18 protein-coding genes and 1 pseudogene are annotated in these 18,313 nt (G+C 73.2%); 9 read left to right on the top strand and 10 right to left on the bottom strand.

The genetic code is table 11. From position 1 onward, the window contains the following. Positions 1–73: 73 nt before the first annotated feature. Together D581_RS0115445 and D581_RS0115450 are read right to left on the bottom strand one after the other, a co-directional pair. Positions 74–898: a phosphoenolpyruvate hydrolase family protein gene (locus tag D581_RS0115445; RefSeq protein ID WP_018958123.1), complete on the bottom strand. Its 825-nt coding sequence runs from the start codon at positions 896–898 to the stop codon at positions 74–76. Between the two features lie 100 nt (positions 899–998). Then, on the bottom strand, positions 999–2,252 hold the full coding sequence (locus D581_RS0115450) for a Tm-1-like ATP-binding domain-containing protein (RefSeq protein WP_018958124.1): 1,254 nt from the start codon (positions 2,250–2,252) through the stop codon (positions 999–1,001). Positions 2,253–2,357: 105 nt separating this feature from the next. Here D581_RS0115450 and D581_RS0115455 point away from each other — a divergent pair, with 105 nt between their 5' ends. Then, the gene (locus D581_RS0115455) at positions 2,358–3,776 is read left to right on the top strand and encodes an aminotransferase-like domain-containing protein (protein ID WP_026290540.1); all 1,419 of its coding nucleotides are present in this window, start codon (positions 2,358–2,360) and stop codon (positions 3,774–3,776) included. A 28-nt stretch (positions 3,777–3,804) separates the two neighbouring features. On the opposite strand, the gene D581_RS0115460 is transcribed toward D581_RS0115455, so the two are convergent. From D581_RS0115460 to D581_RS0115475, 4 genes are all read right to left on the bottom strand, one after another. After that, positions 3,805–4,371 carry a GNAT family N-acetyltransferase gene (locus D581_RS0115460; RefSeq protein ID WP_018958126.1) on the bottom strand — a complete coding sequence of 189 codons (567 nt, stop codon included), beginning with the start codon at positions 4,369–4,371 and terminating at the stop codon, positions 3,805–3,807. 86 nt (positions 4,372–4,457) lie between these two features. Further along, positions 4,458–4,991, bottom strand: coding sequence for a chloramphenicol phosphotransferase CPT (cpt, locus tag D581_RS0115465; RefSeq protein ID WP_026290541.1), 534 nt, complete (start codon positions 4,989–4,991; stop codon positions 4,458–4,460). A 60-nt stretch (positions 4,992–5,051) separates the two neighbouring features. Continuing rightward, positions 5,052–5,882: a M55 family metallopeptidase gene (locus tag D581_RS0115470; protein ID WP_018958128.1), complete on the bottom strand. Its 831-nt coding sequence runs from the start codon at positions 5,880–5,882 to the stop codon at positions 5,052–5,054. A 103-nt stretch (positions 5,883–5,985) separates the two neighbouring features. Continuing rightward, positions 5,986–6,291 (bottom strand): hypothetical protein, encoded by a 306-nt coding sequence (locus D581_RS0115475; protein WP_007450191.1) that lies wholly within the window; start codon positions 6,289–6,291, stop codon positions 5,986–5,988. A 120-nt stretch (positions 6,292–6,411) separates the two neighbouring features. Here D581_RS0115475 and D581_RS0115480 point away from each other — a divergent pair, with 120 nt between their 5' ends. Next, complete coding sequence (locus D581_RS0115480) at positions 6,412–6,777, top strand: arsenate reductase family protein (protein WP_018958129.1); 366 nt, start codon at positions 6,412–6,414, stop codon at positions 6,775–6,777. 84 nt (positions 6,778–6,861) lie between these two features. Here D581_RS0115480 and D581_RS0115485 read toward each other — a convergent pair whose 3' ends face one another. Next, positions 6,862–7,380, bottom strand: a complete 519-nt coding sequence (locus D581_RS0115485) for a carboxymuconolactone decarboxylase family protein (RefSeq protein WP_018958130.1) — start codon at positions 7,378–7,380, stop codon at positions 6,862–6,864. 50 nt (positions 7,381–7,430) lie between these two features. On the opposite strand from D581_RS0115485, the gene pdxR reads away from it, so the two are divergent. Further along, positions 7,431–8,846, top strand: a complete 1,416-nt coding sequence (gene pdxR, locus D581_RS0115490; RefSeq protein ID WP_018958131.1) for a MocR-like pyridoxine biosynthesis transcription factor PdxR — start codon at positions 7,431–7,433, stop codon at positions 8,844–8,846. 225 nt (positions 8,847–9,071) lie between these two features. Here pdxR and D581_RS0115495 read toward each other — a convergent pair whose 3' ends face one another. After that, positions 9,072–9,992, bottom strand: a complete 921-nt coding sequence (locus tag D581_RS0115495) for a Gfo/Idh/MocA family protein (protein ID WP_018958132.1) — start codon at positions 9,990–9,992, stop codon at positions 9,072–9,074. A gap of 345 nt (positions 9,993–10,337) precedes the next feature. On the opposite strand from D581_RS0115495, the gene D581_RS1000000142100 reads away from it, so the two are divergent. From D581_RS1000000142100 to D581_RS0115515, 3 genes are all read left to right on the top strand, one after another. After that, the gene (locus tag D581_RS1000000142100; RefSeq protein WP_486585835.1) at positions 10,338–10,523 is read left to right on the top strand and encodes a hypothetical protein; all 186 of its coding nucleotides are present in this window, start codon (positions 10,338–10,340) and stop codon (positions 10,521–10,523) included. 164 nt (positions 10,524–10,687) lie between these two features. After that, the gene (gene glnII / locus D581_RS0115505; protein WP_018958134.1) at positions 10,688–11,722 is read left to right on the top strand and encodes a glutamine synthetase; all 1,035 of its coding nucleotides are present in this window, start codon (positions 10,688–10,690) and stop codon (positions 11,720–11,722) included. 361 nt (positions 11,723–12,083) lie between these two features. After that, complete coding sequence (locus tag D581_RS0115515; protein WP_018958136.1) at positions 12,084–12,743, top strand: winged helix-turn-helix domain-containing protein; 660 nt, start codon at positions 12,084–12,086, stop codon at positions 12,741–12,743. A gap of 137 nt (positions 12,744–12,880) precedes the next feature. On the opposite strand, the gene D581_RS0115520 is transcribed toward D581_RS0115515, so the two are convergent. Next, positions 12,881–15,040, bottom strand: a complete 2,160-nt coding sequence (locus D581_RS0115520) for an MMPL family transporter (protein WP_018958137.1) — start codon at positions 15,038–15,040, stop codon at positions 12,881–12,883. Positions 15,041–15,283: 243 nt separating this feature from the next. Between D581_RS0115520 and D581_RS0115525 the strand changes: the two genes are divergently transcribed. From D581_RS0115525 to D581_RS01000000137275, 3 genes and pseudogenes are all read left to right on the top strand, one after another. Next, the gene (locus D581_RS0115525; protein ID WP_018958138.1) at positions 15,284–16,552 is read left to right on the top strand and encodes a sensor histidine kinase; all 1,269 of its coding nucleotides are present in this window, start codon (positions 15,284–15,286) and stop codon (positions 16,550–16,552) included. After that, on the top strand, positions 16,537–17,184 hold the full coding sequence (locus D581_RS0115530; protein ID WP_026290542.1) for a LuxR C-terminal-related transcriptional regulator: 648 nt from the start codon (positions 16,537–16,539) through the stop codon (positions 17,182–17,184). Before D581_RS0115525 ends, D581_RS0115530 begins: the two co-directional genes overlap by 16 nt. Before the next feature lie 40 nt (positions 17,185–17,224). After that, positions 17,225–17,461, top strand: a pseudogene (locus D581_RS01000000137275) (carboxymuconolactone decarboxylase family protein); the annotation flags it as partial. Between the two features lie 33 nt (positions 17,462–17,494). On the opposite strand, the gene D581_RS0115540 reads toward D581_RS01000000137275, so the two are convergent. Further along, complete coding sequence (locus tag D581_RS0115540; protein ID WP_026290543.1) at positions 17,495–18,247, bottom strand: class I SAM-dependent methyltransferase; 753 nt, start codon at positions 18,245–18,247, stop codon at positions 17,495–17,497. Positions 18,248–18,313: the final 66 nt, after the last annotated feature.

Genomic DNA, 18,313 nt, shown 5'->3' on the forward strand with positions numbered 1-18,313 from the left:
CGGACTCACCCGCGCCCGGGACGCCGAGGGCCGCCATCTCCTTCCGGGAGGTGGCGGCCCTTCGGCATGGCGCTCAGCCGATCGAAAGTGACTTGAAGGCGCGTGCCTGTTCGGTGACGGCGCGCTCGGTGGGGAGGCGTTCCATGGAGGAGGCGCCGAAGAACCCGGCGATGCCCGACGTGTGTTCCAGAACGTAGCGGGCGTCGTCGGGTTCGGCGATGGGCCCGCCGTGGCAGAGCACGATGATGTCCGGGTTGACGCGCTTGGCGGCGTCGTGCATGTCCTGCACGGCCGTGGCGGCCTGGTCGAGCGTGAGGGCGGTGGCGGCCCCGATGGCGCCCTTGGTGGTGAGTCCTACGTGGGGTACGAGGACATCCGCGCCGGCCGCGGCCATGGCGGCGGCCTGGTCGGGGTCGAAGACGTAGGGGGCGGTCAGCAGTTCCCGTTCATGGGCCTCACGGATCATGTCGATCTCCAGGCCGAAGCCCATGCCCGTCTCCTCCAGGTTCTCCCGGAACGTGCCGTCGTACAGCCCGACCGTCGGGAAGTTCTGTACGCCGGTGAAGCCGACGGCCTTCAACTGGTCGAGGAAGTTGCCCATGATCCGGAAGGGGTCGGTGCCGCACACCCCGGCGAGTACCGGCACCTCCCGCACGACGGGAAGCACCTCCCCGGCCATCTCCAGCACGATGGCGTTGGCGTCGCCGTAGGGCAGGAGGCCCGCCAGGGAGCCGCGGCCGGCCATCCGGTAGCGGCCCGAGTTGTAGATGATCAGCAGGTCCACACCGCCGGCCTCCGCGCACTTGGCGGTCAGGCCGGTGCCGGCGCCTGCTCCGATGACGGGCTTTCCGGCGCTGACCTGGGCGATCAGACGGTTCAGAGCTTGGTTGCGGTCCACGAGGGTGCTCCTGTTCGGTGGGGTTTCGGTGTCCCGTGTGGAGGGCGGGGAGGGTAGGGAGGGCGGGAAGGGCCGTGGCCCCGAGGCGCCCGGAGCCGTCTCAGGCGTCCGCGGTCCGATGGTCACGGGCGGTGATCAGCTGGTGGAGGCGGTCGGCGGCGGCGATGGCGAAGGCCGGGTCGTTCAGATGCGCGTCGATCTCGTGGAGCTCGACGTCACTGCCCCGCAGAGCCGACCGCAGGGAGGTCAGAGCGGCCTCGTCGGCCGCGGGGTCGTGGAAGGGCCCTCCGGGCTCGTCCACGGCGGAGACGCCGCCCAGCGGCCAGAAGACCGCGGCGGGCCCCTCCGCGGCGGCCAGCTTGTACCCGAGGGAGGTGCCGAGCAGCGCCATCTCGTCGGCGGTGGTCCGCATCAGGGTGACCGTCGGGTTGTGCACGAGCAGGTGGCGTTCGGCGAAGCGCTCCGGGACCGTCTCCCGGGCCCCGAAGTTGACCATGTCCAGCGCCCCCGGGGCCACCACCTGGGGGATGCCCGACCGGCCCGCCGCGGTGAGCCGGTCGGGCCCGGCGCTCAGCACCCCGCCGACCAGTTCGTCCGCGAGCTCGGTGGTGGTGAGATCCAGGACCCCGGCCAGGAACCCGCCCGCGGCGAGCTTCTCCAGGGCCTGCCCGCCCGCGCCTGTGGCGTGGAAGACCAGGACCTCGTAACCGAGTTCGTCCAGTCGGCGGCGGGCGGCGTCGACGGCCGGTGTGGTGACGCCGAACATGCTGGCGCCGATCAGCCTGCGGCCCTCGGCGCGCGGACGTACCAGGCTCCGCTCGTGATGGGCTGCCATACCGGCGGCGGCGGCCACCGCGTTCCCCAGGATCAGCGAGGACACGGAGTTGATGCCCGCCACGTCGACCACGCTGTACATCATGGTGATGTCGCTGCTCCCCACGTACGCGGACACGTCCCCGCCCGCCATGGTGGACACCAGCAGCTTCGGCACGCCGACGGGCAGCGCCCGCATGGCCCGCGCGGCGATGAACGAGCCACCGCTGCCGGCCACCGCCAGCACCGCGTGCAGCCGGCCCTCCCGGTGCAGATCGCCGACGACCAGCTCGACGCCCTCGGCCATGGCCGAGACCGCCGCGCCGCGGTCCCCGGCGGCCCGCAGCGCCTCCACGTCGTGCCCGGCGCGTCGGGCGACGGCGGCGGCGTCGATGTCCCCCACGGGGGCTCCGGCCGGCAGCGGCATCACCCCGGCATCGACGGTCACGACATCGCACCCGGACGCGCGCAGCCGCGTCGCGAGCCACGCGTACTCCGTCCCCTTGGTGTCCAGAGTTCCGACCAGCACGACGGTCGCCATGTTCTTTCTCCTTCGAACGAACGGTCTCTCGATCCTGCGCGCGGCACCCCGGGGCGGCACACACCACTTGAGGCCAAGTGGCCTGCGAAGCGGGATGATGGGTGCATGGACCGGATCCCTCCCACCCGCCTGTCGCGTCTGCTCACCGGTTGGTCCCAAGGGGGGACGGGAGCGATGCCGCGACTGCTGGCCGACGCCCTGCGGGAACTGGCGCAGCGTGGGGACGTCCCCCCGGGAACGGTGCTTCCCTCGCAGCGGGCCCTCGCGGCGGCGATCGGTGTCAGCCGCAGTACGGTGACGGCCGCGTACGGGCTGCTGGAGGCCGAGGGCCGGCTGGAGAGCCGGCACGGCAGCGGGTCGCGGCTGCGGGCCTCGGGGGCGGTGGGCGAGCCGGCGACGGAGGGGCGCCTGGCCAGTTTCGGGACCAGGGACAGCGGCATCGACCTGTCCAGCGGCGCGCTGGACGGCCTGCCCGCGGTCGCGACGGCGGTCGGCGCCCTGTCCGCCCACGACCTCGGCCCCGCGCTGGCCGGTGACGGCTACGTTCCGTTCGGGCTGCCGGAGCTGCGGGAGGCGCTCGCCGGATACCACCGCTCCGCCGGGCTGCCCACCTCCCCGGAACAGATCCTGGTCACCGCCGGGTCCCAGCAGGCCATCTGGCTGATCACCCAGGGGCTGGTCGAGCCCGGGGACACGGTGGCCGTCGAGGACCCGACGTACCGGGGGGCGCTGGAGGCGCTGCGGTCCCGGGGCGCCCGCCTCGTCCCGCTCCCGGCCGCGTCACCCCACGGCGACGGCCCGGCGGCGCTGGCCCGGCTGGCCGGTCGTGTCCGGCCGCGGCTGGCCTACCTGCAGCCGTCCGTGCACAACCCCACGGGCCGGGGCATGGACGAGCACGCCCGGCTGCGCTGGGCGGCCGCACTGACGGAACAGGGGGTCTACACCGTGGAGGACAACGCGTACGCCGAATTGGCGCTGCGTCACGACGGCGCGCCCGTCTCCCTCGCCCCCAAGCTGCCGGCCGCCGCCACGGCGACGATCGGCACCCTGTCCAAACTGTTCTGGGGCGGCCTGCGGGTGGGCTGGATCCGCGCCTCCGCCACCGTCGTCCACCGCCTGGCCGACATCAAGAAGTCCGTCGACCTCTCCTGCCCGGTGGTGGACCAGATGCTCGCCGTGCGGCTGCTCCAGCAGCTGCCCGAGGCCCGCGCCCAGCGCCGCTCCCGCCTGCGCGACCGTCTCGCGGAGACCGAACGCCTCCTCCTCGCCCATGCCCCGCGCTGGCGGTGGGAACGCCCCGTGGGCGGCTCCGCCCTCTGGGTGGAGATCCCGGGCGCGGACGCGGAGGCCACCGCCCAGCTCGCCCGCCGGGCGGGCGTCCTCATCGTGCCCGGCCCCGCCTTCTCCGCGGTCGACGGCTTCCGCCACCATCTGCGCCTCCCGTTCGCCGACGATTACGGCAGTCTGGAGAGGGCCCTTCCGGTACTGGTCGACAGCGCGGAGCGGAGCACTGGATCACTCTGACGTACGGGGAGCCGGTGCGGGCCCGCCCTCACCGCAGCGAGGGCCGCGCCCGTCCCGCCCAGTACTCGTCGGCCGTGATGCCCAGCAGGACCACGTCGTGGTAGGCGCCGGCGAAGAACTCGTGCTGGCGCAGGCGGCCCTCCTCCACGAAGCCGAGTCTGCGGTAGAGGGCCAGGGAGGCGTCGTTGAAGGCGTAGACCTCCACCTCGCACTTGTGGCTGCGCTGTTCGGCGAACATGTAGGTGAGGACCAGCTCGGAGGCCTCGGCCGCGTAGCCCTGGCGGCGGTGTTCCCGGGTGACCTCGATGCCCGTACGGAAGCGGCCCGCCCGGGCGTCCGTCTCGCCGACCGACACCGCGCCGACGAAGGCGTGCTCGAAGCGGGTCTCGATGACCAGGTGGTACGCGGCCGGGTTCGGGGTGCGGCCGGCGCGCTCGGCGGCCCAGGCGCGGAAGCTCTCGTCCGAGCGGGGCGGCTGGACCACGTCGGCGTTGCGGGCGTCCACGGTGTGCAGGGCCAGGGCCCGGAAGCCCTCCCAGTCCTGCGGTTCGACGCCGCGCAGGCGTATTCTCTCGCCGGTCCACAGGTCGGTCATAGTTCTCCACTGTCTCGGCGGCCCGTGCGGGGGCCGGGTTGCGGTGATGTGGTGGTGCGGTGGTGTGGTGCGGTGGTGTGGTGCCGTTACGTGAGGTGGGCGGCGATGGTTCTCGCGCAGGTCAGGGACTCCGTGTGGGTCGTGTCGACCTCCAGGTCGTACGCCACGCCCCGGTGGACCGTCTCCGCCTGTGCTGCCGCCATGCCTCTCGGGCGGTCCCCCCGGGCGATCTCGCGGGCCTCCGCGACCGCGCCCTCGCAGCGGACGCCCACCCAGAGGACGTCCAGGCCCGTCAGCGCCTTCCGCCACGGTTCCCGGGACGCCGGGCCGCCGAGGAACACGTCGTCGACGATGACCTTGGCGCCCGCGCGGACCATCGCGGCGACGCCCTCGCGCCAGGCCGCCTCCAGCCTGCGGAACTCCGGGCCGACCGCCACGCCGCCGTCCTCGGCGAACTCGAAACCCGCGTCCGAGGTGCGCAGGGACGCGGGCAGCGCATCGACGAAAGCGTCGACCGCGGCGGCGAGCCACGGGGCCGGCAGTTCCGCCTGGAGGCAGCGGACGATGCCGGACTTGCCGGAGCTGGAGCCGCCGTTCAGCACGATCACCTGGGTTGTCACCCGGTCACAGTAGAGGGAACCGGGGCGGTGTTCGACGCGTTTTCGAGCGGCTCCGGCCGGTCAGGCGGGCTTGATCGTGGCCAGTTGCGCGAGGAGCAGGATCAGCCGGTACGCCGTCGCGTAGTCGGGGGATGTGAAGGTGACCGTACGGGCGCCCCCGGCGCGTGAGACGCCCGGTACGAGGGTCGCCAGATCGATGGTGTGCGGGCTCGCGAGGTCGACCTCCACGTCCAGCGGGGCGGGGGCGAGCGTCAGGGGCTCGATGGCCGCGCGGCGGGTCACCGCGTCCGCCGCCGCCCGGCGCAGCCGGTCCCGGGCCTCGTCCGGGTGCAGCGTCACGGCCGCCGCCATGCCCAGGGCCTCCTTGACCGCGACGGTGACCGTCCCGGGGACCAGGGCGTTCATCTCGGCGCAGGCCGCGTCGTCGCCGCTGAGCAGGACGACCGGTACGCCGAAGTGGCCGGCCATGGCGGCGTTGAGCCCGATCTCGCCCAGGGAGCGGCCCGCCACCCGTACGTCGAGGATCTCGCCGTTCATCGTGTGCGCCAGCACGCCCGGCCCCTCGCCCGCGCGGACGTGGTAGCCGACGAAGAGCGCGGCGTCGGTCGCCTCGTCGAGCCCGGCGAGCATGTTCAGCGCGCGCGGCTTGCCCCGTACCAGCCGGGCCCTGCGGTCGAGTTGCTCCGGCAGGAGGTTGCGGAAGGTGCCGTGCGCGTCGGCGACCAGCACCTCGGCCGTGGGGTCGGCGTCCAGGACGCCCGCGACGACCGCGTTCGCGTCGGCCGTCATCAGCTCCCGGCCGCGCTGGTAGTCGTAGCGCTCGGGGTTCGTCTCGCTGGAATGGACGATTCCCGAGACGCCTTCCATGTCGACCGAGATGAGTAGCTTCATGGGTTCGGGAGCTTACCGGGGCCGGTTGGTGGTGGGGGGCAGGCCTGTGCCCCCGGCCGGACGAGCAGGCCGGGGGCACCGGGCGATCGGCGGTGCGGTGTGGTCAGCGGCCGTAGCGGATCAGGGCGCGCACCATGCGGCAGGTGGTGTCGGACGGCGGGTGGATGCCGAGGCGCTCGGCGGTGATCCGTATCCGGTGGTTGCCCGCGCTGGAGGGCTGGTAGACCCCGCTGTCGAGCAGGGCGATGGCCAGGCGCATGGCCTTGAGGCGGCGGTTGTGGGAGACGTACCACTCGCGGGGGCGGCCCGCGGGCAGTCGCTTCTTCGTCGGCGGGGTGGGAAGCGGCGGGTGGAAGGGCATCGGGAGCTGTCGGTCGAGCGGCTCGGTCGTGACTGTGGCAACAGCCATTCGGCATCCTCCTGGCAGCGTGGTGGAACCCTCACGAACTCCCTCCATTTTACTGCCCCCCACTGACAATCGCCCCTGGCCAGAGCCTATTTCGGCAGTCCCTCGCGTAACCTTGGCCCCATGGAGATCTGGATCAATCCGGCCTGTTCGAAGTGCCGCGGCGCGCTCACCCTGCTCGATGCGGAGGGGGCCGAATACACCGTCCGCCGCTACCTGGAGGACGTGCCCTCGCCCGAGGAGATCCGGGCCGTGCTGGACCGGCTCGGTCTGGAGCCGTGGGACATCACGCGGACGCAGGAGGCGGCGGCGAAGGAGCTCGGGCTGAAGGACTGGCCGCGGGAGGCCGGTTCGCGGGAGCGGTGGATCGCCGCCCTGTCCGAGCACCCGAAGCTGATCCAGCGGCCGATCATCACCGCCGATGACGGTACGGCCGTGGTGGCGCGGAGCGAGGAAGCGGTGCGGGACGCGTTGGGGCGCGGTGTCTGACTCCCGGAGCTGCGGGCCGAGGTGCGGGCCTGGCTGGAGCTCCGGCCCCGGTTGACGTGAGCCCGCGCCTGGTGTCGTACAGGCTCAGCGTTCGTCCGTGCCCGCGCGCTTGGCGGTGAACAGGGCTATGCGGTTCCAGGTGTTGATTGTGAGGATCAGGGCCAGCAGATGGGCCAGCTCCTCCTCGTCGAAGTGGGCCGCCGCCCGGTCGTAGACCTCGCCCGGCACGCCGGCGTCCCCGATCCGGGTGACCGCGTCCGTCAGGGCCAGGGCGGCCTGTTCCCGCTCGGTGAAGAAGTGGTCCGCCTCGTGCCACACCGCGACCATGTGCAGGCGCTCCTCGCTCTCGCCCGCCTTCCGCGCGTCCGTGGTGTGCATGTGCAGGCAGTACGCGCAGCGGTTCAGGTGCGAGGCGCGGATCTGGACCAGTTCGACCAGCGTCGGGTCCAGGCCCGCGCGGGCCGCCGCGTCCAGGCCGATCACGGCCCGGAAGACCTTCGGGGCGGTCTTCGCGAAGTCCAGCCGGGGGGTGGTCGTGTTGCTCCGGACGGTGGCGGCGGGGGCGGTCCTGCGGTCGTTCGTCTTGATCTCCGTCGTCGTCATGGGTACGAATCTAGGGCGACAGGCGACTGGGTGTGGGGTGCACTTCTGTGATGAGTTCATGGGTCAATTCGGCGGAGATCCTGGGCAGCGATCTGCCTCTGGAGCTCTCCGGCACGGGGAACCGCCGGGCCCTGCTGATGGCGGCGCTGCGCGAGGCCGTGCGCAGTGGGCGGCTCGCCCCCGGCACCCGGCTGCCGCCCTACCGTTCCCTCGCCGCCGATCTCGGCCTCGCCCGGAACACCGTCGCCGACGCGTACGCCGAGCTGGTCGCGGAGGGGTGGCTGGCCGCCCGGCAGGGCTCGGGGACGCGGGTCGCCGAGCGGGCCGTCCCGGTCACCCCTGTGCACCGGCCGCGCACCCCCGAGCGCGCCGCCCGCCCGGTCCATGACCTGGTCCAGGGGCAGCCGGACCCCTCGGTCTTCCCGCGCACCGCCTGGCTGGCCTCGGCGCGGCGTGCGCTCGCCGCCGCCCCCGACGACGCGTTCGGGCCCGGCGATCCGCACGGGCGGCCCGAGTTGCGGCGGGCCCTCGCCGGCTATCTGGCCCGGGTGCGGGGGGTGCGGGCCGCGCCGGAGCGGATCGTGCTGTGCTCGGGGGCCGCGCACGGGCTGCGGCTGCTGGCGGAGGTGGTGGGCGGTCCGTGGGCGGCGGAGGAGTACGGCCTGCCCTTCCACCGTGCGCTGCTCGCCTCCCACGGGGTCGGCACCCGGCCGCTCGGCGTGGACGCGGACGGCGCCCGGGTCGACGGGCTCACCCGCCACGACGGTGCCGTGCTCCTCACGCCCGCCCACCAGTTCCCCACCGGCGGGCCTCTGCACCCCGCGCGGCGGGCGGCCGTCGTCGACTGGGCCCGGGCCACCGGCGGACTCGTCGTGGAGGACGACTACGACGGGGAGTTCCGCTACGACCGGCAGCCCGTGGGTGCTGTCCAAGGGCTCGATCCCGAGCATGTGGTGCTGGTCGGGTCGGTGAGCAAGAGTCTGTCCCCCACCCTCCGGATCGGGTGGCTGGTGCTGCCCCAGCGGCTCGTCGGCCCCGTCGTCGCGGCGAAGGGCGAGCGGGAACAGTTCTCCAGCGCCACCGAGCAGCTGACGCTCGCGGACTTCGTCGAGTCGGGCGCGTACGACCGGCAGGTCCGCCGGATGCGGCAGCGCCACCGCCGCCGCCGGGACCAGCTGGTGGCGGCCCTGGAGCGGCGGGCCCCGCACATCCGGGTCACCGGGATCGCCGCCGGCCTGCACGCGCTGCTGGAACTGCCTCCCGGCACCGAGCGTTCGGCGGTCCGGGCGGCGGCCTGGCAGGGGCTGGCGGTGGAAGGCCTGGGCGACTACCTGCACCCGGGGGCGGGGCAGGCGGAGCGGGCGGAGGGCCCCCGGGGCGGGCTCGTCGTCGGGTACGCGACACCCGCCGAATCCGCCTACCCGGAGGCGTTGGAGGCCCTGTGCCGGGCCCTGCCACCGGGGTGAGCCGGTGTGGCGGGGGGCCGCGGGGCGCCGTACGCCCAGGGGCGCTGGAGGCCCCGGAGGTGTTGGAGCCCGGAGGTCCCGTCGGCCCGGAACCCGGAGGTGTTGGAGCCCGGAGGCCCCGCCAGCCCGGAACCCGGAGGTGTTGGAGCCTGGAGGCCCCGCCGACCCGAAACCCGGAGGCCCAGCCGCGGGGTGCCGCACGCCCGTGGCCCTCGCTCCCGCCGGTCAGCCTGCCTGCGCCTGTGTCTCCGCCGCCACCAGCAGCTCCGTGAGGTGGAGGCCGAAGCGTGCGTCGCAGGCGTGCGGCACCCCCGTGCGTACCGCTTCGGCCAGGGCGTCCACCGCGCCCCGGAACGCGGTCTCCGCGCCGTCCCAGCCGGGGACCGACGCCGTGCCCCGCTCGCCCCGGAACTCGATCTCGACACCCGCCGCGCCGGGCGGGGCGCTCAGCCCGAGCGTCACCGTGCTGGACGCGCCGGAGGTGTGGCGCAGGATCAGGTGTGTGGTGTCGGCAGGCCCCCGGGCGGCGGTGACGTGGTCCACGTCACCCAGGACCGGGATCAGCACGGAGAGCGCGTGCGGGCCGACGTCCCACAGGCCGCCCTTCTCGCGCCGCCACGGGGAGTCCGCGTACGCGCTGGTCGAACCTGCCGCGTAGAGCGATCCCAGCCACTGGGCGCGCGCCGTGAACCAGCCGCCCAGCGCGGCCTGTTCGGCGATCCACGCGGAGGTCTCGGGCGCGAACCGGAGCGTGCAGAAGACGACCGAGGCCACCCCCGCCTTCTCCGCCGCCCCGGCCACCGCACGGGCCCCCTCCACCGTCGTGGCCACGGGCTTGTCCATCAGGAGGTGGCAGCCCGCCTCGGCGGCGCGGACCGCGAGCGAGGCCTGCACGTCCGGCGGCAGTGCGAAGGCCACCGCGTCGCTCGTCTCCAGGAGTGCGTCGATGCCCTCCTCACCCGTGTACGCGCGAGTGCTGTGGGCGGCGGCGAGGGCGTCGGCCGCCTCGGCCCGGCGGCCCCACACCCCGCTCAGTTCGACGCCGGGGTGGGCGGCGAGCGCGGGGGCCTGGGTGTTGCGCGCCCAGGGGCCGGTGCCGAGGAGGCCGATGCGGAGAGGGGGCGTGGTGCCGGCAGGTGAGTCCATGGGGCCAGTGTGCCGGGTGCGCCGGCCGGCCGTGCGGGGGCCGGACGTGCGGGGGCCGGACGTGCGGGGGCGGGGCGTGCGGGGGCGGGGCGTGCGGGGGCCGGGCGTGCGGGGGCCGGGCGTCCGCCGCCCGAGTACGGGCCCGCCCGGGCACGGGGCGCAGGCGCTTCGCGCGGGATGTCGCCGGGCGCCCGAATGCGGTGGGGCGGGGCGGCCCGGCCCCGTTACGTTTCCGGGGCCGGCCGCGGGACTCCCGGATGACCCGGCTGGAGCGGCTGCGCACCCAGGAGCAGCAGGCCGCGGTCCCAGCGGCGGGGTGCCCCGGCGGCGCGGGGGGATCTGACCGTGATGCCGCTGACCCGGCTCACTTCGTACGTGCTGTCGCTCGGCTTCGAGCAGCGGGCCGAGCGGCGCGCCGAGCTGACCGGCGCCCTGCGCGGGGCGGCCGCCGCGCTGAGGTCGAACCGCCAGGAGCTGGTCCGCCGGCTGCGGGCGGCCGGGTTCTCGGCCCTGCTCAAGGGCGGTGTCTGAGCGTTTTCCGTTACCCCCCGGGCCATGGGCGACGGTCCTGGACGCGGGCCCCCGTAACGCAGGAAACCTCGGTAACACGGGGTTCACATCCGGGCAACGGACGAGAAATCGCTTCTTGCCAAGCTGCGCCGCATAGACCGCTGCACCCGCAAAGGATGGCGTCCGTGACGTTCAAGGCTGAGTACATCTGGATAGACGGCACCGAGCCGACCGCCAAGCTTCGTTCCAAGACGAAGATCATGGATGGCGCGCCGTCGGGGGACGTGGCGGATCTGCCCATCTGGGGATTCGACGGCTCCAGCACCAACCAGGCCGAGGGCCACGCGTCCGACCGGGTGCTGAAGCCCGTCTTCACCTGTCCGGACCCGATCCGCGGCGGCTCGGACATCCTCGTCCTGTGCGAGGTCTTCGACATCGACATGACGCCGCACGAGTCCAACACCCGGGCCGCGCTGCGCCCCCTCGCGGAGCGGTTCGCGGGCCAGGCCCCGATCTTCGGCATCGAGCAGGAGTACACCTTCTTCGACGGCCACCGGCCGCTCGGCTTCCCCGAGGGCGGCTTCCCGGCCGCGCAGGGCGGCTACTACTGCGGTGTCGGCGCGGACGAGATCTTCGGCCGTGACATCGTGGAGAAGCACCTCGACAACTGTCTGACGGCGGGGCTCGGCATCTCCGGCATCAACGCCGAGGTCATGCCCGGCCAGTGGGAGTTCCAGGTGGGCCCGCTGTCCCCGCTGGAGGTCTCCGACCAGCTGTGGGTGGCCCGCTGGCTGCTCTACCGCACCGCCGAGGACTTCAACGTCTCCGCCACCCTGGACCCGAAGCCGGTCAAGGGCGACTGGAACGGCGCGGGCGCGCACACCAACTTCTCCACCAAGGCGATGCGCGAGGGCTACGACGCGATCATCACCGCGTGCGAGTCGCTGGGCGAGGGTTCGAAGCCGATGGACCACGTGAAGAACTACGGCGCGGGCATCGACGACCGGCTCACCGGCCTGCACGAGACCGCCCCGTGGAACGAGTACAACTACGGCGTCTCCGACCGCGGCGCCTCGGTCCGCATCCCGTGGCAGGTCGAGCAGGACCAGAAGGGCTATATCGAGGACCGCCGCCCCAACGCCAACGTCGACCCGTACGTCGTCACCCGGCTGATCGTCGACACCTGCTGCACCGCGCTGGAGAAGGCCGGCCAGGTCTGATCCCGACGCCGGTCACGTAAGGAGGGGTCCGCCGGTTCGCCGGCGGGCCCCTCCCCCGTGTTCGATGACGGCCGGGCGTGAGGAACGTTACGCAAAGGGTCCGTATCGACGGGTGAGAGGAGTCTGATGCACGGCCGCGATGTCTGCTTCAATGGAGCACATGGCCAGCTTCCAGCACATCGCGTCGGGTCGCAGCGACCTCGAACCGTTCTGGCCTTCCCGTCAGCACCATGATTTCGACCGGGTGTGTTGCCGCGCGTGGAACGCGCAGGCCCACTAAAGCCGCTCACCCCGGCCTTCGGTCCGCGCGCACGACGCAAGTCCGTCCCTGACGACTCCTCGCGCGAAAGAGCTGACCCTCATGGCGAACACCCGTACTTTCTCCGCCGCGTCCGCCGCCACCGCGGCGTCCCCGGCACCCGCTGCGGCCCGTCCCACCGCCCGCTCCCTCCCCGCCCACCCGAACCGGCACCGGCTGCGCGCGGTCGAGCGTGACGAGGTCGCCGGGCCGGCCGGCATGGTGGACTTCCTCCCGCCCGGGGCCACCTGGCTGCCCGCCCCGCAGCACACCCTGCCCACCCTTCCCGGTCAGCCGCCGATGATCGGTTACCTGGTGCTCGTGCCGGCCGATCGGCAGCCGGCGTTCGCGGGGGCCGTCGCGGCCTCCCCGCTCCGGCCGGGCGGCTCGCCGCTCCCCCAGCACCCGGAGCCCGGCCTGGCGGCAGACGAGGGGGCGCCCGTCGGTCCGGTCCGGATCGACGCCACCCGGCGTACGGCTTCCGTCGACGGTGTCGCCCTCGACCTCACGTACCTGGAGTTCGAGCTGCTGTCGCATCTGGTGGCGCACCCGCACCGGGTCCACACCCGCGACCAGTTGGTGACGACGGTGTGGGGGTACGGGCACGTGGGCGACGGGCGCACCGTCGACGTCCACGTCGCGCGGCTGCGCCGCAAGCTCGGTGCGCAGTACCGCCGTTCGATCCAGACGGTCCGGCGGGTCGGGTACAAGTACACGCCCTGACCGGCTCGGTCCACCCGGAACGTCCGACGGCCCCGGACCACGGTTCCTCCTCACCGTGGTCCGGGGCCGTCCGGGCGTCTCAGCGCTGCCGGCCCGCCGGAGCGGTAATGCTCACCGGCCCGCCGGGGCGGTGATGCTCACCGGGCCGCCGGGGCGGTGGCGCTCACCGGGCCGGGGGTGCTCACCGGGCCCGCCGGCTCGTCGTATCCCTCATGGTTCTCCTCCTCCAGGCTCGGCAGGCGCGAGAGGAGGCGCGGCGTACGCCAGTTGCGCTCGCCCAGAAGCAGCATCACGGAGGGCAGCAGCACCATCCGTACGACGGTGGCGTCCAGCAGCACCGCGACGGCGAGGCCGACGCCCATCTGCTGCATGTCCTGCATGGACAGGGTGCCGAACACCGCGAACACCGCGACCATGATGGCCGCCGCTCCGGTGACCGCCCCGGCCGTGCGCCGGATGCCGGTCTCGATCGCGGCCCGGTTGTCGAGGCCACCGCCGCGCGCCTCCCTGATCCGGGAGACGACGAACACGTGGTAGTCCATGGACAGGCCGAACAGGACGACGAGGACGAACAGCGGCATCCACGCCTCGATCGCCCCGACCCCCTCCGAGCCGATGAGCGACGCGCCCCAGCCGTGCTGGAAGACGGCGGTCATCACGCCGTAGGAGGCGGCCACCGAGAGCAGGTTGAGCGCGATGGACGTCAGGGCGATGACGTAGCTGCGGAAGCAGAACAGCATCAGCAGGAAGGTGACCGCGGTGATGAAGGCGAAGACCGGGACGATACCGCGCCGGAGTTGGTCGTTGAAGTCGACCGATCCGGCGGTCTCCCCGGTGACGTGGGCCTTCGCCCCGGTGGAGTCGAACGCGGCGGGCAGGCGCTTCGCGCGCAGTTCGGTGAGGTCGCCGGTGCCGCCCGGGAGGGGGATCTCGATCTCGGCGACGTTCTTGTCCCCGTGGACGGTGACGTCCTCGAAGCCGTCGAGGGCCTTGGTGACCTGCGGGGCGGTGATGTCGGGCGCGGTGACGACGACGAGGGCGGGGGCGGGGCCGCCGGGGAAGCTGTCGGTGATGCGGCTGTGGGCGATGGAGAGCTGCGAGTCGGAGCCGAACTGCTGCTCCAGGCCGAGGGATTCGGTCTTCATGCCGAGGGCGGGCGCGGCGAGCGCGAGGAGCAGGACGACGGCGGCGACGGCGAAGGTGCGGGGCCGGGCGAGTACGGGGCCCAGCACCCGGCCGACGATCCGGCCGCTGCCGGCCTGGCCGTGCTTGGCGCGGCGGTTGAGCAGCGGGATGCGGCCGGCGTCGATGCGGTCGCCGAGCCAGGAGAGCAGGGCGGGCAGGACGGTGACCGAGCCGAGCATGGCGATGAAGACGACGATGATCGTGGCGAGCGCGAACCCCTTGAACAGCAGGAGCCCGGAGAGGAACATGCCGCCCATCGCGACCATCACGGTGAGGCCGGAGACGAGTACCGCCCGGCCGCTGGTGGCGGCCGCGATGCGCAGGGCGGTCTCGGCGTCCCGTCCGGCGGCGCGTTCGTCGCGTTCGCGGCGCAGGTAGAAGAGGCAGTAGTCGACGCCGACGGCGAAGCCCATCAGGAACATCACCGAGTAGGTGGTCTGGAACAGGTGCAGCTGGTGGCTGGCGATGGACAGGAGGCCGAAGGCGGCCATGCACGCGGTGAGGGCGAGCCCGACCGGGAGCAGGGCGGCGACGACCGCGCCGAAGGCGACGAGGAGGATGCCGAGGGCCAGCGGTACGGCGGTGAACTCGGCCTTCTTGAAGTCCTCGGCCAGCAGGTCGCCGAGCCACTTGCCCGCGCTGGCCTCGCCGAACTGGTGGATCTCGGTGTCCGGGTGGTCCTCGCCCACGGCGGCGACCGCGTCCAGGACGGGCTGGACCCGGTCGGAGGAGGTGGCGGCCTCGCCCTTCATCTCGAAGGCGATCAGGGCCTCCTTGCCGTCCTCGGAGGCGACGGGCGGGGCGATGTTCTGTGCTTCGCCGGTCTGCCGTACGGCGTCGGTGAGGGCCTCGGCGGCCGGCTTCCAGTCCCCCGCCGCGGGGGCGGAGACCATGACGAGTTCGCCCGCGGGCTTGTCGAGTCCGGCGTCGAGGAGGATCTGCTCGGCGCGGGCGGACTCGCCCGCGCCGTTCTCAGCGTTGGTCATCTCGACCATGCCGGTGGCCCCGCCGACGCCCGTGGCGAGCACGACGAAGAGCAGCCAGCCGAATACCGCCGTCTTGCGGTGGTGCGTGCTCCACACGCCGATGCGTGCGGCGAGATTGCGCCTCATGCGGTTTCTCCCCCGGAGGTAAGCGTCAGGTAGGTGATCGGGACGCTTCGAATCTAGGGATCGGGCGCGGTCCGCCCCAGCCGTCGGGGCCCCCGGTCACGGAGGCGTAGGGGGCGGGTGCGGGGGTGGTGCCAGGTACACCCCCTCCGGGTGGCGGACCGGCTGACGCGACGGGACGACGCCGGGTGAGACTGGCACCCGGACCGGGACCTGCCCGGCTCCGGTGAGGGGGCGGGACCCGCGATGAAGGTGTTCTCTGGACGGCTGCGGCCGGCGGCGCTGGCGGCGGGGCGCGGACTGTTCCTGTCGGTGGTCGGCCTGGCGGCGTCCATCACTCTGTTCGTGCTCGCGGTGCTCTCGATCGCCTTCATCCTGCTGGGCATCGGCGTGTTCACCACCCCGGTGGTGCTGGAGGCGGTCCGCAGACACGCCAACCAGCGGCGGCTGTGGGCGGTGACCTGGTCGGACGTACGGATTCCGGTCCTGTACCGGCCCCTGCCGAAGGACCTGCGGTCGGGCGTGACGGGTCAGGTGGAGCGCACCACGCTGATGCTGAAGGACCCGGCGACCTGGCGGGACCTCCAGTGGCTGCTGGTCGACATGACGGCGGGCACGGTGGTGGCGGTCCTGGCGGCGGCCCTGATGATCTACCCCGTCGAGGGGCTGGTCCTGGCGGCGGGCCTGTGGCGGGTGTTCCGGGACGATCCGTACTGGTACGGCTTCGTGCCGGTGGACAGCCAGGCGACGGGGTTCGCGGCCCTGGCGCTGGGAATCGTGCTCTTCCACGTCGGGCTGTGGGCGAGCCGGCCGCTGCTGCGGCTGCACTTCGTGCTCGCCCGGACGCTGCTGGCGCCCACCCAGGACCAGGAGCTGGAGCAGCGCGTCCAGCGGCTCACCGAGACCCGGCACGAGGCCGTGGACACCGCCGCGTCCGAGCTGCGCCGCATCGAGCGGGACCTGCACGACGGGGCGCAGGCCCGGCTGGTCGCGATGGGCATGAACCTGGGCACGATCGAGGCGCTGATCGAGAAGGACCCGGCGCAGGCGAAGAAGATGCTGGCGATGGCCCGGGAGTCCTCGGCGGAGGCGCTGACCGAACTGCGGGACCTGGTCCGGGGCATCCACCCGCCGGTTCTCGCGGAGCGGGGCCTCGGCGACGCGGTCCGGGCGCTGGCCCTGCGGCTGCCGGTCGCCTCCGAGGTGACGGTGGAGCTGCCGGGGCGGGCGGAGGCCCCGGTGGAGTCGGCGGCGTACTTCGCGGTCAGCGAGGCCCTGACGAACACGGTGAAGCACGCGGGGGCGGAGCGGATCTACGTGGACGTGCACCATGCGGAGGGGATGCTCCGGATCTCCGTGACGGACGACGGCAGGGGCGGTGCAGTCGTCGGACCGGGCTCGGGGCTGAGCGGAATCGAACGGCGACTGGGTACATTCGACGGCGTCCTGGCCGTCAGCAGTCCCGCGGGCGGTCCCACCATGGTGACCATGGAGATTCCTTGCGAGTTGTCCTAGCCGAAGATCTCTTCCTGCTGCGCGACGGCCTGGTGCGCATGCTGGAGGCGTACGACTTCGAGATCGCCGCGGCTGTGGAGACCGGGCCCGAACTGACCAAGGCCCTGGCCGAGTTGGAGCCGGACGTCGCCGTCGTCGACGTCCGGCTCCCGCCGTCCCACACCGACGAGGGCCTCCAGTGCGCCCTGGCCGCCCGCCGGGCGCGGCCGGGGCTTCCGGTGCTGGTGCTCTCGCAGCACGTGGAGCAGTTGTACGCACGGGAGTTGCTGGCGGACGGCGAAGGCGGCATCGGCTATCTGCTGAAGGACCGCGTCTTCGACGCGGACCAGTTCATCGACGCGGTACGGCGGGTGGCGGCGGGCGGCACGGCGATGGACCCGCAGGTCATCTCCCAGCTCCTGTCGCGTCGTTCGCAGGACAAACCGATGGGCGGCCTCACCCCGCGCGAGCGGGAGGTGATGGAGCTGGTGGCCCAGGGCCGCTCCAACGCCGCCATCGCCTCGCAGCTGGTGATCACGGAGCGGGCGGTGGCCAAGCACACGTCGAACATCTTCGGCAAGCTCGACCTGCCCCCGTCGGACGACGACAACCGCCGGGTGCTGGCGGTGCTGGCGTATCTGGACCACGGCTGACCGTCGCGCGTGACCGGGGTGCGCGGCCGGGGTGCGCGGCCGGGGCGGGGCTCCGCTTCCGGACGAACGCCTCGAAGCCGTGCGGCGGTTCACCTTGTCGGTGCCCGCCTCGGCGGGCGCGGTGGACGACGTCACGCTGCGGGACTTCCTGGCGTACGGCTACACCGAGCAGAACGCCCTCGAAGTGGTCCTGGGGATCGGCGCGTACACCCTGTCGACCCTGGCCAACCGGCTCACCGGAGCCCCGGTGGACGCCCCCCTGGCCGCCTTCGCCTGAGAGTCGGCCGCCCGCCCCGCACCCGGGACGGGCTCAGGGGTGAGCTACGGCAAGACTCACGACGTAGGCATCCTCCACCTCGCCGTCCGGGAACAGGGCGGTGAGCAGGGCCCGTTCCCGGTCGAAGAAGTCGCGGACCTCGACCGGGTCGCCGATCAGGAAGTCGGAGTGGGTGGCCAGGGTGGCGATATGGGCGTCGACCGGTACACGGCGGCTCCACGCCACCTGCCGGATGCGGAAGTCGAGCCCGTCGGGCAGTTCGGCCCGGAAGCGGGCCTCGTGGGACGGGGCGGGGGGAACCTCCACCCCGAAGAAGACCCGCATCCGGTTCTCCTGCTCGACGAGCCATTCCACGGACGGGTCGCCGTCGTTCCACCAGAGGGCCAGCGCCCCGCCCGGGCGCAGTACCCGGCGGGCCTCGGGTATCGAGCGTGCCGGGTCGGTCCAGTGCCAGGCCTGGGCGTACGTGATCAGGTCCATGGAGCCGGTCCGCAGCGGCAGGTTGTTCCCGTCGCCCCGGACCAGCGGCACGTCCGGCAGGCTGCGGTGGAACTGCTCGGCCATCCCGTCGCCCGGCTCCACCGCCGTGACCCGGGCGCCGCGCTCGTACAGCCGTGCCGTGCCGAGACCGGTCCCCGCTCCGACGTCCGCGACCCGGGCTCCGGCGAGCGACAGTCCTGCCAGCTCCTCGACGGCGTCGAACAGGGCGGACGGATAGGAGGGGCGGTGCGCGTCGTAGTCGGCGGCGATGGCGTCGAAGGACCGGGCCTGCACAGGTTTCGTCATACAAGCAATCATCGCGTGGGGCCTGGCAGAACGACAGGGAAATCCCTGCACGCCTCTGGTCGCCCC

This window comes from Streptomyces sp. CNB091 (genome assembly GCF_000377965.1).